This window comes from Mediterraneibacter butyricigenes (assembly GCF_003574295.1).
GTDB classification, from domain to species: Bacteria; Bacillota; Clostridia; order Lachnospirales; family Lachnospiraceae; genus Mediterraneibacter_A; species Mediterraneibacter_A butyricigenes.
Genome location: NZ_BHGK01000001.1, coordinates 804,411 through 821,003 on the forward strand (window position 1 = coordinate 804,411; position 16,593 = coordinate 821,003).

Consider the following 16,593-nt stretch of genomic DNA (forward strand, 5'->3'; position numbering starts at 1 on the left):
TATGTTTACACAAATCAACAATTTTATCACATGGTTCGATGGAGTAGTCTGGGGGCTCCCATTGATCATTCTGGTCCTGATCACAGGATTTCTGCTAACCACTCGGTTAGGGCTTTTGCAAGTAAGACATCTGGGCAAAGCTTTAAAATTCATGATTAAAAATGAAGAAGGCGGCGAAGGAGAAGTCACCAGTTTTGGTGCATTATGTACGGCTCTTTCTGCAACCATCGGTACCGGAAATATCGTAGGTGTTGCTACTGCGATTGCTGCCGGAGGTCCCGGAGCACTGTTCTGGATGGATGTTGCAGCATTTTTCGGTATGGCTTCCAAATACGCCGAAGGATTACTTGCAATCAAATATCGTACCATTGATAAAGAAGGCCATGTACTTGGCGGACCTTTCTACTATATTGAAAATGGTATGGGCAAACAATGGAGATGGCTTGCCAAGATTTTTGCATTTTTCGGTGCAGGCGTAGGACTCTTCGGAATCGGGACCTTTACACAGGTCAACGGTATTGCTTCCGCAGTCAAAAACTTCTTTGATCCGGATTCCTTACATATCGTACATTTATTTGGCAACACCTATTCCTGGGCAACCGTCATTGCATGTCTGGTTCTGACGCTTTGTGTCGGTCTGGTTGTCATCGGTGGTATCCAGCGAATTTCCAAAGTTTCTCAGGTTATTGTACCATTTATGGCAGTGCTTTATGTAATTCTTGCCGTAATTATTCTGCTTACGAATCTTTCTGCAGTTCCGGCAGCCATTGTAACGATCGTAAAATCTGCATTTACCGGAAGCGCACTGGCAGGTGGTGTCATGGGAACCATGGTCATTGCCATGCAAAAGGGAATTGCCCGCGGAATCTTTTCCAACGAATCCGGACTTGGTAGTGCACCGATCGCAGCCGCTGCTGCTCAGACAAAAGAGCCGGTTCGGCAGGGTCTGGTATCCATGACCGGAACCTTTATCGATACGATTGTAATCTGTACTATGACCGGACTTTCTATCATCATTACCGGCACCTGGAATACAGGACTGGAAGGTGTAGAGATTACAACTGCTGCATTCCAGAAGGGACTTCCGTTCCCACCGGTTGTTGCATCATTTTCCCTGATGCTGTGTCTGGTATTCTTCGCATTTACCACAATCCTGGGATGGGATTACTATGGCGAACGTTGTCTGGAATACCTGTTTAACCGCAACAAAACTGCAGTGAAAACCTATCGTTGGCTTTACATTCTTTGCGTATTTATCGGGCCTTACATGACCGTGGCTGCCGTATGGAATATCGCAGATATCTTCAATGCACTGATGGCATTCCCGAACTTGATTGCTCTGCTTGCATTAAATGGAGTCGTCGTAAAGGAAACAAAGGATTATTTCCAACGCCATTCGAAAGGAAATTAAATTCTACTATCATGAGCTAAAAAAGAAAGACAGAACCACAGGATATCACGTGATTCTGTCTTTTTGTTTATATTTTATTCGAATTCTCGGTCAAATACATTTATGGGGACATGATATGTCTGCTCTGTTTTATTATGAAGGTTTACTTCTTATTTTCTCCACAAAAAGAATGCATAAGGGAACATCCTCATGCCCTCTTAACTCGTTTCACTCCCACTGCTACCAAAAACCATAATACTTCCAGCAGCACGATCGTTCCGCCCGGTTTCACACCTATACAATAAGAAAGAAACAGACCCGCAATCGTCGTGAGAAGTGCTGTCACGATCGCCCACACTAATGTCCAGCGATAACTTTTTGCCATTTGCATCCCACAGGCCACCGGAACTACCAGCATAGAAGATACGATTAACGTTCCCACGGTTCTGGATGCTACGGAAACTGTCAACGCCGTTAATATGGTAAACATGAAATTAATCTGCCGCACCGGAACCCCGGAAACCCTGGCTGCATTTTCATCAAATCCAATATAGAATAATTCTCTGGAAAAGATACCGAGCGTCAGAAGGACTGCTCCGCTGATCACACAGACCGCGATCATCTCTCCATGGCTGACCGAGACAATACTTCCGAACAGAAAACTGTTAAAATTCGTGCTGTCTTTCACAAACCCGGAAACCACGCCCGCCAGACCAATCCCCGCCGACATAATGATTGCGATGGCAAGTTCGGAATATCTGGGGATCTTTTTTCGAATCGCTTCAATTCCGAGTGCCGCCACGATACAGACCACGACCGCGCCTAACACCGGATTGATCCCAAGCAACAGGCCGATTGCAACTCCTGCCAGCGAAGAATGGGACAGTGCGTCTCCGATCATGGAAAGTCTCTTTAATACAATGGTAATTCCAATGCAGGGCGTAATGACTGCCAGAAGTATTCCGACCACAAATGCCCGCTGCATAAATCCATACTGCAAAATCTCCATTATTCTGTGATGCCTCCTTCTTCTGCCCGTAAATGTCGATTGGCTCCGGCAAAAATTCTGGTATTTCCATGTGTTACCATCAAAATCGTCAGCCCCTCTTTGTGTTTCTTCTCCAGAATCTCGCACAATGCCTGGATAGAACTGCTGTCCACTCCCACGGTTGGCTCATCCAGAATCAGAAGCTTCGGTTCGTCCGCCAGGACTCTTGCCAGCATGACTCTTTGCTGTTGTCCTCCGGAAAGTTCTCCGATCCGTCGTTTTAAGAAGTCTTCCATCCCCAGTTCCGTCAACGCCTGAAGCACTCTTTTGTTGCACTCTTTTCGTGAAAGTCTCTTCCCCAGCGGGCGGTATAATCCTGTCCGCATCACTTCTTCTACAGTTGCCGGGAAATCCTGATTTCCACTGATACTGTTCTGCGGAACGTAGCCGATTTTCAGTCCGCGAAAGGAACCGGATGCCATGTCCCGTCCCAACAACTCAATTTTCCCCTGATTCGGAGACAACTGTCCCAATACCAGTTTCAAAAACGTACTTTTCCCGCTTCCGTTTTCCCCGGTCAGAATCACATAATCTCCTTCATCTATCTTTAAATTTACATCTTCCAATATCGGTACATCACCGGTATATCCAAACGAAAGATGCTCCACTTTGATTGCTTCCACTCGATTTCCCTCTTTCCGATTTCTTTCTTCTTTTCATTCTGTCCTTCAGGAGTCTCTGCACTTTTTTCCATTTTGCACAGCTCGCTGCCCCAGCAAATGTTGCTCTGATTTCACGGTTCGCTCTCACTCATTCAACGCCTGCTCCAGTGTTTTCAAATTGCGCTCCATCACAGAAAAATAGTCTTCTCCCTTTTCCAGATCTTCCTGATCCAGACCTTCCAGCGTATTCAAAACCGCTGTTTTGGCCCCAACCTCATCTGCAATGGTTTCTGCCACTTTCGGACTGACCAGCTCCTCAAAGAAAATAGTCTTCACCTGATGTTCCCGGGCAAACTGAATGATCTCTTCCATCCGGGCAGCATCCGGTTCAGAATCCGATACAACTCCCTCGATTCCCTGCTGTTCAAGTCCGTACGCATGGCAAAGGTAGCCGAACGCCTCATGGGCTGTGATCAGTTCCTTATTCTTCACCTGCTGCAGAACCTCCCGATAATTTTCATCCAATGTGTCAAACTGACCGGCATATGTTTCATAATTCTTTCTATAATATTCCGCATGTTCCGGATCAGCCTGCACAAATCCATCCAGGATTGCTTTCATTTCCTGTTTTGCCTTCTCAGGATCCAGCCAGACATGAGGATCCACACTGTGTTCCGAGTCTCCCTGACCCAGGCTATGACTATGATTATGGCTGTGTCCCCCATGACCATGTCCGCTTTCCTCACTTTGCAACAGTTCCAGATCTTTTGCTGCTTCTGCCACTACCAGATCCTGATTGTCCAAAGCATTCAGGACATCTTCTGTCCAGTGTTCCATTCCGGCACCATTGTAGACGAACAGATCTGCCCGTTCCAATGCCACCAGATCCTGTGCTCCCGGTTCCCAGTCATGAGGTTCCATCCCTGACGGCACCAGATTCTTCACTTCTGCATAATCCCCGCCAATTTTCTTTGCAAAGTCATACATCGGATAAAAACTGGCAACCACTTGCAATTTTCCATCCTGATCCACCTGATTTCCACCGGATGAATCCGTTCTGGCTTCTATATCTGTTTTTCCGCATCCGGTACAGGCAACTAAAAAAAGCAGCACTGCTGCCAGAAGCGTTACTCGTTTTTTCATTTCGTTCATGCCTCCGTAAAAATGCAATTAATTTGCATTTACAACAATACTGCTTTCTATTCGGTTTGTCAATATGATCCATTATATTTTTGCAACTCATTTGCTTTTTTCTGCGTCGATTTTTATTCTTCTCCGTTTTCCTGCTGTTCTGCCTCCTTTTCACAGTCCCCGCAAATCCCATGAAGCAGATCTCCCTGACAAAGCAGCCTGAACTGATGATCGCTCAGCAAATGGCCTTTCAGCTCATCCATGAATCCACAGTCCAGATGGATCACCTTTCCACACCGGACACATTTCAGATGGAGATGGCTGGTACAATGCCCGGCTTCCCCGGAATACTGATACAATGCACTTTCGGCGTGTGGATCCGCATATTTTATAATCAAATGTTCCTCGCACAGACGATCCAGACAGCGATACACGGTCGTCGGATTCACCTTGATTCCCTCTTCTTTCAGATATCGGATCACGTCCGATGCACTGGCTGTCACCGAAAAATTTCGTTTGAAATAATCCAGAATCTCCGTTCTTGCTTTTGTGGTATAAGTCTTTCGTTCTGCCATAATTTTTATCCTTGCCTCTCATCATCGACATTTCTTTGCCTTTATTTTAAGCCCTGCCCCTTCTGTAAGTCAAGAAATCCTCTCCGTTGTACCAAACAAAGCCTACGCTGAATAAAGCTAAGTTGAACTGTTACGATTCGCAACATAGCTGCAAACAATATTCCATCATTTTCATTTTAAAACGCACCTTCCTGTGTTAAAATGAACTGGATATGAAACAATCGGCCCTGATCTTTTTATGGAGCCGCCAAAAAATATAAACATACACAGGAGGATTTTCCAATGATCTCTTTAGAATGTGATTATAATGTAGGAGCACACCCTGCGATTTTACAAAGACTTTCCGAAACCAATTTAGAAACAAGACCCGGCTACGGCTGTGATGATCTCTGTGAAAGTGCCGCAGAGAAAATCCGGCTTGCCTGCCAGTGTCCGGAGGGAGACGTCTATTTTCTGACCGGTGGAACCCAGACCAATTCCACTGTTATCGCATCCATGCTTCAAGCCTATGAAGGAGTCGTTGCTGCCGACACCGGACACATTGCATCCCATGAAGCCGGTGCTGTAGAATATACCGGACACAAGGTGCTCACCATTCCCCATAAAAACGGAAAAATCCCTCCGGAAGTTTTAAATGCTTACCTGAAGGGATTCTTCGAAGATTCTAATCATGAACACATGGTATTTCCGGGAATGGTCTACATTTCCCATCCGACGGAATATGGAACCCTTTATACGCGGTCCGAGCTGGAACGAATTTCTTCTATATGTAAAGAGTATCAGATTCCGCTGTTTCTGGATGGTGCCCGTCTGGGCTATGGGCTTATGAGCCACGGTACCGATGTGACCCTACCGGATATTGCCCGTCTCTGTGACGTATTTTATATCGGCGGAACCAAGGTCGGTGCCCTCTTCGGAGAAGCCGTTGTCTTCACCCGACAGAATACTCCACCGCATTTTGTCACCCAAATCAAGCAACACGGTGCCCTGCTTGCAAAAGGTTTTCTGTTAGGGCTTCAATTTGATACCCTTTTCACTGACGATCTCTATTTTAAAATCAGCAAACACGCCATCGATATGGCCGACTACTTAAAGGAAATCCTTCTGGAAAAAGGCTGTCAGCTTTATCTGGACTCTCCCACCAACCAGCAGTTCATTCTGATGGAAGATTCCATGTTAAGCTGTCTGGATGGTCAGGTTGCTTATCGTTTCTGGGAGAAACCGGATCCGGATCACACCGTTATCCGGCTTGTCACCAGTTGGGCAACCCCAAAAGAAGATCTGGATCACTTGAAGGAAATTCTGCCGGATCCTTCTTAATTCACGAGACTTACACACTTTGAATTCTGATTTATTTTACCAGACATTTTTATATTGGATTTCTGTGCAGTTACACCGTCTCGTGGAAAGTTCGTTTGATCACTTCCAACTGCTGTTCCCGGCTCAGGCGGTTAAAATTCACGGCATAGCCGGACACACGAATGGTCAGGGTCGGGTAGTTCTCCGGGTGCTCCATGGCATCCAGCAGGACTTCCCGATTCATCACATTTACATTCAGATGATGGGCTCCCTGCACAAAATATCCATCCAGGATCTGTACCAGATGTGTGGTTCTCTCTTCCTTATTTTTTCCCAGTGCTTTCGGTACAATCGAAAATGTGTTGGACACGCCGTCCTGACAGATTCCGCGATACGGAATCTTTGCCACAGAATTCAGAGATGCCAATGCTCCGTTTTCATCTCTTCCATGCATGGGATTGGCTCCCGGCGCAAACGGTTCTCCTGCTTTCCTTCCATCCGGAGTGGATCCGGTTTTCTTTCCATACATTACGTTGCTGGTGATGGTCAGCGCCGACAGAGTATGGATCGCATTTCTATACAATGGATGTTTCTTCAGTTCTGCCGAGAAGTAGCTGACGATCTCCACCGCAATATCATCCACCCGTTCCTCATCATTTCCATACTTCGGGAAGTCTCCTTCCACCTCAAAATCCACAGCGATTCCCTCTTCATTCCGAATTGGACGCACCTTTGCAAATTTGATCGCTGACAGAGAATCTGCGGCAATGGACAAGCCTGCCACACCAAAGGCCGCCAGCCGTTCCACCAACGTATCATGGAGCGCCATCTGACTGGATTCATAAGCATATTTATCGTGCATGTAATGAATAATGTTGATCGTATCCACATACAGCTCTGCCACATAAGACAGCACCTTTTTATAATTTGCCAGCACCTTGGGATAATCCAAAATCTCATCGGTATCCCGTTCAATGTCCGGAATCACCTGAATGCCTTTCTTCTCATCGATTCCGCCGTTGATGGCATAGAGCAGACTCTTTGCCAGGTTTGCCCTTGCCCCGAAGAACTGCATCTGTTTTCCCACTCCCATGGCAGATACACAGCATGCAATGCAATAATCATCGCCATAGAGCGGACGCATGATATCGTCATTTTCATATTGGATGGAATCCGTATCAATACTCATTTTCGCACAGTACTTTTTAAATGTTTCCGGCAGGTTCTGGCTCCACAGTACCGTCAGATTCGGTTCCGGCGCGGTTCCCAGATTGGTCAGGGTATGCAGATAACGGAAGGTATTTTTCGTTACCAGCGTCCGACCGTCTACACCCATTCCGCCTAATGCTTCGGTCACCCAGGTTGGATCTCCGCCAAAGAGCTCATTGTATTCCGGCGTCCGGAGATGTCGCACCATTCGGAGTTTGATGATAAACTGGTCGATCAGCTCCTGGGCTTCCTGCTCGTCCAAGACTCCATTTTCCAGATCCCGCTGAATGTAAATATCCAGAAACGTCGCGGTCCGTCCCAGAGAGGTAGCGGCACCGTTATTTTCCTTGATTCCCGCCAGATAAGCCAGGTACAGATTCTGCACGGCCTCCTTCGCGTTCTCTGCCGGTCTGGTGATATCACAACCATAGGTTTCTGCCATCTGTGTCATTTCTTTTAAAGCACGGATCTGCATCTGCACCTCTTCTCTCAACTGAATCCTTTCTTCCGTCATCGGTCCGTCCAGCATGTCCAGATCTTTTTCCTTCTCCTCTATCAGAAAATCTGTTCCATAAAGCGGGACTCTTCGATAATCCCCCACAATTCTTCCGCGGCCATATGCATCCGGCAAACCGGTCAGCAGTCCAGCCGTTCTCGCCAGTCTGGTACGTTTCGGATATGCATCAAAGACCCCTTCATTGTGCGTTTTCCGATACATTTTAAAATGGGATTCAATCTCTGGATCCAGCTCATAGCCATACTCTTTCAACGCTGACGTTGCCATCCGCATACCTCCATAAAGATTGACAATCCGTTTCAGCGGCGCATCGGTCTGGAAACCGACAATCACTTCATTTTCCTTATCCAGATACCCCGGAGCGAAATTATTGATCCCGGACACTTTTTTCGTCTCCACATCGATGATTCCTTTCTGAATCTCCTCGACAATCAAATCATGCGCCTTGCCCCAGACTTTCTCCGTCTTCTTTGAAATTCCCTCCAGAAAGCATTCATCTCCTTCATACGGTGTGTAATTCTTCTGAATGAAATTCCGCACATTTACCAGATGTCTCCATTCTCCGGTGTGAAACCCTTCCCATGCCTTGCAGCTTACATCAATTGCCATCTTGTGTTCCTCCTGTTTTTCTTTCTGTTTTTTTCGGCTCTGTTATGTTCTTACCCGATTTCAATTTTTTCGGTTACCTTTTTCGTTTCTATATGATTCTTTGCGCCGGTTCTGTCAACCGGTGCTCTGATTTATGACAATGCTCTGATTCAGACGTCTTTCCCAGTCTGCAACTTCTTCCGTTGCCACCGCTCTTACATTTTCCAATGGATAATGGATCCCCAGTTTCTGATACTTATGAACGCCCAACACATGATAAGGCAACAGCTCTACCTTCTGAATGTTTGGAATGTCCTTCAAATATGCTTCCAACTCTTTCACATGTGCCTCGCCAAAGGTCAGACCCGGCACCATCACATGCCGGATCCAGACCGGTGTCCCCATTTTTTCCAGCAATTTTTGAAAAGTCTGAAATCTGTCCCGGCTTTTTCCGGTCATCTCCCTATACTTTTCTGACGTCACCTGCTTGATATCCAAAAGTACCAGATCCGTATTTCTTAAAATTTCTGTGTAATCATAGTCTTCCATCCCCACTCCTGCGGTGTCCAGACAGGTGTGAATTCCCACTTCTTTCAAAAGGGACAGGCCCTCTTCGAGGAATTCCGGCTGCAACAGCGGTTCCCCTCCCGAAAATGTCACACCTCCTTCTTGTCCATAATAGGGACGAAATCTCTGCACTTTTTCCACCAGTTGTCCGGGTGTCATCCGCTTTACCTGGCTACTGTCCATCGCCCAGGTATCTGGGTTGTGGCAAAATTTACAGCGCAGATCACATCCCTGCATAAAAACCACGGTTCGGATGCCCGGCCCGTCTACCAGCCCCATAGATTCGATGGAATGAATCTTTCCTTCCACTCTGATCGACCTCCTGTTCTTTTCGTCATGTCTCGTTTTCTTATAACAGGTTCCCTGATGTGCCCTCAAATGATTCTCGCGGAGCGTTTTTGATGCATAGTTTTTTATGCATCAGAAAAACCGCCTGAGCACATCATATAAAATGTGCCCAGACGGTCGGCTTCTTATCCGGATCATACTTCACGTGGTTTCTGCTCCACTTTTTCCGTCAGTCATATGATCTCTGTGCATTTAACATACTACACTCCTTTTTCATTTGTCAATAAATTTCTCAAAAATTTAGCTGAAAAATTTTTGAATTGTACCTTGACTTTTCCTCAAAATATAGTAACATAGATATTGCACAACATTTTGTTACAGAACACTCGGAAAACACAAGATGTACCACAATATATAGTGCATCATTTTTATACATGGATTCCCGTAAATCAACGGAAAATCGACTGAATTCCGCATATTTCTTACGATTTACCGCACGGATTGCAGGGCGCTAAATATAGAAAGATTCAGATGTACAAAGGAAAAAATAAGAAGAAAAGGAGGATGTTGAGCGATGACAATTCAGGGGAGTTCTAATGTAATTAAAAGGAATGGAGAAGAAGTTTCTTTCGATCGTGATAAGATCATCAACGCGATCCGGAAGGCCAATCAGGAGGTTTCTCCGATCCATCGCTTAAATGACTTTCAGATTGAGGCTATTGCCGACATGATCGTCCGAAAAGCCGTTACATCATCCAGCGCATTAAATGTAGAAGATATTCAGGATATGGTAGAGACCGGTATCATGGAGATGCGTGGTTATGAAGTTGCACAGAAATATGTCCGCTACCGTTATAAGAGAGAATTATCCAGAAAGTCCAACAGTACCGACAACAACATTCTGGCACTGTTAGACCAGATTAATGAAAACGTAAAACAGGAAAATTCCAATAAGAATCCGACCATCAACTCTACTCAGAGAGATTATATGGCAGGTGAGGTCAGCAAGGATCTTTCCATGCGTGTCCTGCTGCCGGAAGAGATCGTACGTGCGCATGAAGAAGGAATCATCCATTTCCACGATTCCGATTATTATGCACAGAAAGAGCACAACTGCGATCTGATCAATCTGGAAGACATGCTGCAGAATGGTACCGTCATCAGCGAGACCATGATCGAGAAGCCGCACAGCTTCTTCACCGCCTGCAACGTTACCACACAGATTGTGGCACAGGTTGCAAGTAACCAGTACGGCGGTCAGTCCTTTACTCTGGCACATCTGGCACCATTTGTGGATATCAGTCGTCAGAAACTGCGTGCCAAAGTGATTGAAGAACGAAAAGAATGTGGAGAAGCTCTGGATGAGACCATCATCCACAAGATTACCGAGCGTCGCCTCCGCGACGAAGTAAAGAGCGGAATCCAGACGATCCAGTATCAGCTCATTACTCTGATGACCTGTAACGGACAGGCTCCGTTCGTCACCATGTTTATGTATCTGGACGAAGTTCCGGAAGGTCAGGTTCGTGAAGACCTTGCCATGATCATCGAAGAAGCACTGCTTCAGAGACTTCAGGGCGTAAAGAATGAAAAAGGTGCCTGGATCACCCCGGCATTCCCGAAACTGATCTATGTATTGGATGAAGATAATGTAACCGAAGATTCCAAATACTGGCATCTGACCGAACTGGCTGCAAAATGTACCGCAAAACGTATGGTCCCGGATTACATTTCCGCCAAGATCATGCGAGAGCTGAAAAAAGGCGAAGTTTATCCGTGTATGGGATGCCGTTCCTTCCTGACTGTGGAAGATTCCCAGCGCAATGCTGACGGCAGCCACAAATTCTACGGAAGATTCAATCAGGGCGTTGTTACCATCAACCTGGTAGATGTTGCCTGTACCGCAGAAGGGGATATGGGTAAATTCTGGAAGATTCTGGACGAACGTCTGGAACTCTGCCACCGCGGATTACGCTGCAGACACGAACGTCTTCTCGGAACCATTTCCGATGTAGCACCGATCCTTTGGCAGCACGGCGCTTTGGCTCGTCTGAAGAAAGGCGAAACCATTGATAAACTGCTTTATGGCGGATATTCCACTATTTCTCTGGGCTATGCAGGTCTCTATGAAATGTGCGTCCGCATGATGGGCAAGACTCATACCGATCCGGAAGCCAGCAAATTTGCTCTGGATGTTATGCAGCATCTGAATGATAAATGTAACGAATGGAAAGCTGCTGAAAATATCAGCTATTCCGTATATGGTACTCCGATGGAATCTACCACTTATAAATTTGCAAAATGCTTACAGAAACGGTTTGGTATCATTCCGGGTGTTACCGATAAGAACTACATCACCAACAGCTACCACGTCCATGTAACCGAGGAAATCGATGCTTTCAGCAAGCTGAAATTTGAATCTGCATTCCAGAAGCTGTCCCCGGGTGGAGCCATCAGCTACGTAGAAGTTCCGAACATGCAGGATAATATTCCGGCGGTGCTCTCCGTCATGCAGTTCATCTACAACAACATCATGTACGCAGAGCTGAATACCAAGAGCGACTACTGCGAAGTATGCGGATACGATGGAGAAATCAAGATCAAAGAAGACGAGACCGGCAAACTGATCTGGGAATGCCCGAACTGTGGAAATCAGGATCAGAGAAAAATGAGCGTTGCCCGCAGAACCTGTGGTTATATCGGAACCCAGTTCTGGAATCAGGGACGTACTCAGGAAATCAAAGACCGGGTACTGCACCTGTAAAAGCTCTTTCAAATTATAAGTTCTTAATTATAGTTTTTAAACGAGATAGAACAGAATGCTTCTATCTCGTTTTTCGACCTTACTTTTATTTTTAGAGGAGCATTTTTCACTATTATTCTATCTAAGATTACTCATAATATTTTCTTATACGGAGGGATGAAATCATGAATTACGGAACCATCAAACCCTGTGATATTGCAAACGGAATCGGCGTTCGCGTCAGCCTCTTTGTGTCCGGCTGCCGCCATCACTGCAAAGGCTGTTTCAATGCCGAGGCCTGGGATTTCAACTTTGGAGTTCCTTATACCAAAGATACCGAAAAAGAGATTATAGAGGCCTTAGAACCGTCTTATATCGAAGGCTTCTCTCTCCTTGGCGGGGAACCCTTCGAGCCGGAGAATCAGCCCGTACTGGCCGAACTCCTGCAAAAGATCAAGGCGACCTATCCGGAGAAAAATGTCTGGTGTTACAGCGGATATCTCTTTGATTCTGATCTACAACCGGGCGGAAGCGTCTACACAGAATTCACAGATCAGATGTTAGAAATGATCGATGTTCTGGTGGACGGAGAATTTATTGAAGCACAAAAAGATATTACCCTTCGGTTCCGCGGATCTTCCAATCAGCGGATCATTGACGTAAAAAAAAGCAGAGAGGCACAACAGGTTGTACTCTCTCCGCTTCAGAAAAAACGGGAGTTTTAATTTCACCCTATCCCAATTATCATTCCCACCATATGTACCGCAAATGCCACGATCCAGGCGATTCCGCACTGTAAGATCACAGTCAGAATTGCCGTCCACATACTTTCCATTTCTCGTCGTACCGTAGCGATCGCTGCCACACAAGGTGTATACAGCAGGGTAAACACCAGAAATACGATAGCGGTAAATGGGCTAAAAATGGTCTGAAGCAGTGCCAGATTTCCACCGTTTAATACGGATAACGTAGACACTACACTCTCTTTTGCGATAAAACCTGTAATCAAGGCTGTGGATACTTTCCAGTTTCCGAAGCCAAGTGGTGCAAAAATCGGAGCAATCCAGCTTCCGATCAATGCCAGCAGACTCTTATCCGCACTCGCTGCGATATTCAGTCCGGCATCAAAGGTCTGTAAGAACCAGACTACGATGGTTGCCAGAAAGATAATGGTAAATGCTTTCTGCAGGAACCCTTTTGCTTTATCCCAGAGAAGCTGGCATACATTTTTTGCTCCTGGCATCCGGTAATTCGGCAGTTCCATTACGAACGGAACCGGCTCGCCTTTATATCGGGTGTTGCGCAGGATTACCGCGTACAGGATTCCGCACAAAATTCCGAACACATACAGCCCCACCATCACCAGACCTCTCCACGGTCTCGGGAAAAATGCAGTCGTAAACAGTCCGTAAATCGGCAATTTTGCACTGCAGCTCATAAACGGGATCAGCAAAATCGTCATTTTACGATCCCGCTCACTGGACAGGGTTCTGGTGGCCATCACTGCCGGAACCGAACACCCGAATCCTACCAACATCGGCACGATACTTCGTCCGGACAATCCCACTTTTCTTAAGATTTTATCCATGACAAAGGCAACTCTTGCCATATAACCGGTATCTTCCAGAATCGACAGGAAGAAAAACAAGGTCACGATTGTCGGCAGGAAACTGAGTACACTTCCCACGCCACTGCAGATTCCGTCCACAACCAGGGATCTGACCACCGGGTTTACATTTGCAGAAACCAGACCATGTTCGATTCCATTCGTCACCAAATCTACCAGATACGACATGCCATCCGATAAAAATGCACCGATAAAGTTAAAGGTCAGAATAAAGACCAGTGCCATAATCCCGATAAAGCACGGAATTGCTGTATATTTTCCGGTCAGGATCTTATCCATCTCCACACTTCGTCTGTGTTCTTTGCTCTCTGCCGGCTTCACCACCGTCTTCTCACAAAGCTGCTCGATAAACGTAAACCGCATATTCGCAAGTGCTGCTTCCCGTTCCAGTCCGCTGTCTTTTTCCATCAGCTCTACCAGATGTCCCAGGGTCTCTTCTTCCTCTTTCGGGATTTCCATTGCCTGTCGAATCAGCGCATCATCTTCCAACATCTTCGTTGCCGCAAATCGAACCGGAAGTCCGGCTTTTTTTGCATAAGGCTCCAACAGGTGAACTGCTGCATGGATACACCGATGTACTGCACTTCCCGGATCATTTGCCCCTCGATCTTCACAGAAATCGATTCGTCCCGGTGCTTCCCGATGTCTTGCCACATGCATGGCATGATCAATCAGTTCATCAATTCCTTCATTTTTTACCGCCGAAATCGGAACTACCGGAATTCCAAGTAATGTCTCCAGTTCATTGATCCGTATGGATCCTCCATTTTCCCGAACCTCATCCATCATATTCAACGCCAGAACCATAGGAATTCCCAGTTCCATTAACTGCATCGTCAGATACAGATTCCGTTCGATATTAGAAGCATCTACAATGTTAATGATTCCTGTCGGCTTGTTCTTGATCAGAAAATCTCTGGTAACAATTTCTTCATTTGAATACGGTGACAGAGAATAAATTCCCGGAAGATCCGTCACAGTTGCTTCCGGGTGTCTCCGGATACTTCCCTCTTTTTTATCCACAGTTACACCTGGGAAATTTCCCACATGCTGATTGGATCCCGTCAACTGATTGAATAACGTCGTCTTTCCACAGTTCTGATTTCCTGCCAGCGCAAAGGAAATGGGCTCGCCTTTCGGGATGGTCTCCCCGATTTTATTTACATGATAGTCTCCGGCTTTTCCAAGTTCTCCTTTTCTCGGATGAGCGATCGGCTGATGCAGTTCCTTTGCATTTCTCTTTTCTTCCGCCGTTCTACCTGTTGCTCTGTCTTCGGATCGTTCTCCGGATTTCTTTCCGGATTGCTCCGTCCTTGTTTCTGATGTTTCTGTTATGTTCCCGCTTAATTCATCCGGTACGATGTCTATCTTTCCGGCTTCCTCCAGACGCAATGTCAGTTCATATCCCCGAAGTTCCATCTGGATTGGATCTCCCATGGGCGCTACTTTTCGAAGCGTCACAATGGTTCCCGGCGTCAGTCCCATATCCAGAAGATGATGGTGCAGTGCACCCTGTCCGTTTACTTTGATGATTGTTCCTTTTTGACCGATTTCTAGTTGATCCAGTGTCATGATTCGGCTCTCCTCTGCTGTGATTGTTTTATCGATAGTTCTCTTCTGCTCCTCCTCTTATTGAGAAAAATCTTATTGAGAATTTTTATTAATTAGAATCATTTTTATGTTAAAACAATCACTCTGGAAAGTCAAGAAAGCTGCCTTAGTTTTTCCGGCAATTCCCGGATATCATTCAGGAACAGATCACTTCCTTTTAGCTCCTCGTCTGAACCAAAGCCATACCTGCATCCGATAAAAATTCCATCTGCTGCTCTTGCTGCTGCCAGATCACTGTCCCGGTCTCCAATCACAACCGCCTTTGTCTCTGACTGTTCCTCCAGCACTGTCTTTATAATCTCTGTCTTTGGAGCAAATCCATAGCTTTCACAGTCATAAAATTTCTGAAACCATCGCTCCAATTGAAACCCTTTCCAGTTTGCTTCTTTATATATGATACTGCAATTGCTTAAAATCACCATCGGATATCCGTCCTGTTTCAACCGGTCTAAGACCTCTCGCACACCCGGATACCATCTGGCATGTCCCATTTCAATCTGCTTTTTCATCTGCTTCGCGACTTCTTTTGCAGCAGCCTCACGTCTTACAAGTGGCAGATTTCCTGCCAGATCTTCCCACATTTCCTGCCGGTTCATTCCCAGCCATCCGGCGATCCGTTCCCTTTTTAATTCCTGTGGCAGCACCAGCCCTTCTTCTACCAGCCCCTGATACACCGTTTTGACGGACGGTTCGTAGATTTCTATGGTATGGTGCAGGGTTCCGTCATAGTCGAAAATTAAAAGTGGTTTGTCATTTTTCTTCATACATTCCCTCTTTTGCAGCATTTTCTATATCCTCTGTTTTTCTCTTTTATAAGTAGCTCCGAACAACAATCCTGTGGAACTGCTTCTATCCTACATCTACCCCAGAAATTTATCCAGAAGATTGATCTCTTTTCCCGGTTTTTTCCCGGTTTTACATCTGTTCCAGAAGGTTTACCATCTCGATCGCAGACAATGCACAATCGTAACCCTTATTTCCGGCTTTACTTCCTGCTCTTGCAATAGCCTGTTCGATATTTTCTGTGGTAATGACACCAAAAAGAACCGGAATTCCGGACTGTAATCCTACCTGCGCCACACCTTTGGAAACTTCATTGCAAACATAATCATAGTGTGTTGTATCTCCGCGAATGACTGCACCTACACAGATCACTGCGTCATACTTTCCGGAATTTGCCATCTTTGCGGCAGTGATCGGAATTTCAAATGCTCCCGGCACCCAGGCTGCTGTAATGTTGTCATCAGAGACACCGTGACGCACCAGTCCGTCAACAGCTCCACCCAACAGCTTGTTTACGATAATTTCATTAAATCTCGCTGCCACGATTCCCACTTTCATCCCCTCTTTTGCTACCACATTTCCTTCTAATACTTTGATCTCTTTCATGTTCTTTGT

At 46.0% G+C, this 16,593-nt stretch carries 13 protein-coding genes and 1 riboswitch; of the genes, 4 read left to right on the forward strand and 9 right to left on the reverse strand.

Going from position 1 to position 16,593, the window contains the following annotated elements:
* Position 1: 1 nt before the first annotated feature.
* Entirely contained in the window at positions 2-1,411 is a 1,410-nt protein-coding gene (locus KGMB01110_RS03810) for an alanine/glycine:cation symporter family protein (RefSeq protein ID WP_119297608.1), read from the forward strand.
* Positions 1,412-1,598: 187 nt separating this feature from the next.
* Here the strand turns inward: KGMB01110_RS03810 and KGMB01110_RS03815 are convergent, their stop codons facing one another.
* The 4 genes from KGMB01110_RS03815 to KGMB01110_RS03830 all read right to left on the reverse strand — a co-directional run bounded on the left by KGMB01110_RS03815 (position 1,599) and on the right by KGMB01110_RS03830 (position 4,746).
* Entirely contained in the window at positions 1,599-2,399 is an 801-nt protein-coding gene (locus tag KGMB01110_RS03815) for a metal ABC transporter permease (protein WP_117604258.1), read from the reverse strand.
* Positions 2,399-3,061, reverse strand: coding sequence for a metal ABC transporter ATP-binding protein (locus KGMB01110_RS03820; RefSeq protein ID WP_117888917.1), 663 nt, complete (start codon positions 3,059-3,061; stop codon positions 2,399-2,401). Before KGMB01110_RS03820 ends, KGMB01110_RS03815 begins: the two co-directional genes overlap by 1 nt.
* Before the next feature lie 123 nt (positions 3,062-3,184).
* Positions 3,185-4,183, reverse strand: coding sequence for a metal ABC transporter substrate-binding protein (locus tag KGMB01110_RS03825; RefSeq protein ID WP_119297609.1), 999 nt, complete (start codon positions 4,181-4,183; stop codon positions 3,185-3,187).
* Between the two features lie 122 nt (positions 4,184-4,305).
* The gene (locus KGMB01110_RS03830; protein ID WP_119297610.1) at positions 4,306-4,746 is read right to left on the reverse strand and encodes a Fur family transcriptional regulator; all 441 of its coding nucleotides are present in this window, start codon (positions 4,744-4,746) and stop codon (positions 4,306-4,308) included.
* 282 nt (positions 4,747-5,028) lie between these two features.
* Between KGMB01110_RS03830 and KGMB01110_RS03835 the strand changes: the two genes are divergently transcribed.
* The gene (locus tag KGMB01110_RS03835; protein WP_119297611.1) at positions 5,029-6,066 is read left to right on the forward strand and encodes a threonine aldolase family protein; all 1,038 of its coding nucleotides are present in this window, start codon (positions 5,029-5,031) and stop codon (positions 6,064-6,066) included.
* A 70-nt stretch (positions 6,067-6,136) separates the two neighbouring features.
* On the opposite strand, the gene pflB is transcribed toward KGMB01110_RS03835, so the two are convergent.
* Positions 6,137-8,380, reverse strand: a complete 2,244-nt coding sequence (gene pflB / locus KGMB01110_RS03840) for a formate C-acetyltransferase (protein ID WP_119297612.1) — start codon at positions 8,378-8,380, stop codon at positions 6,137-6,139.
* A gap of 114 nt (positions 8,381-8,494) precedes the next feature.
* Positions 8,495-9,235, reverse strand: a complete 741-nt coding sequence (gene pflA, locus KGMB01110_RS03845) for a pyruvate formate-lyase-activating protein (protein ID WP_279220912.1) — start codon at positions 9,233-9,235, stop codon at positions 8,495-8,497.
* 139 nt (positions 9,236-9,374) lie between these two features.
* A riboswitch (ZMP/ZTP riboswitch) is annotated at positions 9,375-9,461 on the reverse strand.
* Positions 9,462-9,788: 327 nt separating this feature from the next.
* Between pflA and nrdD the strand changes: the two genes are divergently transcribed.
* Complete coding sequence (nrdD, locus tag KGMB01110_RS03850; RefSeq protein ID WP_117888921.1) at positions 9,789-11,978, forward strand: anaerobic ribonucleoside-triphosphate reductase; 2,190 nt, start codon at positions 9,789-9,791, stop codon at positions 11,976-11,978.
* A gap of 164 nt (positions 11,979-12,142) precedes the next feature.
* Positions 12,143-12,682, forward strand: a complete 540-nt coding sequence (gene nrdG, locus KGMB01110_RS03855; protein WP_117602835.1) for an anaerobic ribonucleoside-triphosphate reductase activating protein — start codon at positions 12,143-12,145, stop codon at positions 12,680-12,682.
* 2 nt (positions 12,683-12,684) lie between these two features.
* On the opposite strand, the gene feoB is transcribed toward nrdG, so the two are convergent.
* The 3 genes from feoB to ribH form a co-directional block, all read right to left on the reverse strand.
* Entirely contained in the window at positions 12,685-15,156 is a 2,472-nt protein-coding gene (gene feoB / locus KGMB01110_RS03860) for a ferrous iron transport protein B (RefSeq protein WP_119297613.1), read from the reverse strand.
* Between the two features lie 131 nt (positions 15,157-15,287).
* Entirely contained in the window at positions 15,288-15,959 is a 672-nt protein-coding gene (locus tag KGMB01110_RS03865; protein ID WP_170141686.1) for an HAD family hydrolase, read from the reverse strand.
* A 151-nt stretch (positions 15,960-16,110) separates the two neighbouring features.
* Positions 16,111-16,584 carry a 6,7-dimethyl-8-ribityllumazine synthase gene (gene ribH, locus KGMB01110_RS03870; protein ID WP_117602832.1) on the reverse strand — a complete coding sequence of 158 codons (474 nt, stop codon included), beginning with the start codon at positions 16,582-16,584 and terminating at the stop codon, positions 16,111-16,113.
* Positions 16,585-16,593: the final 9 nt, after the last annotated feature.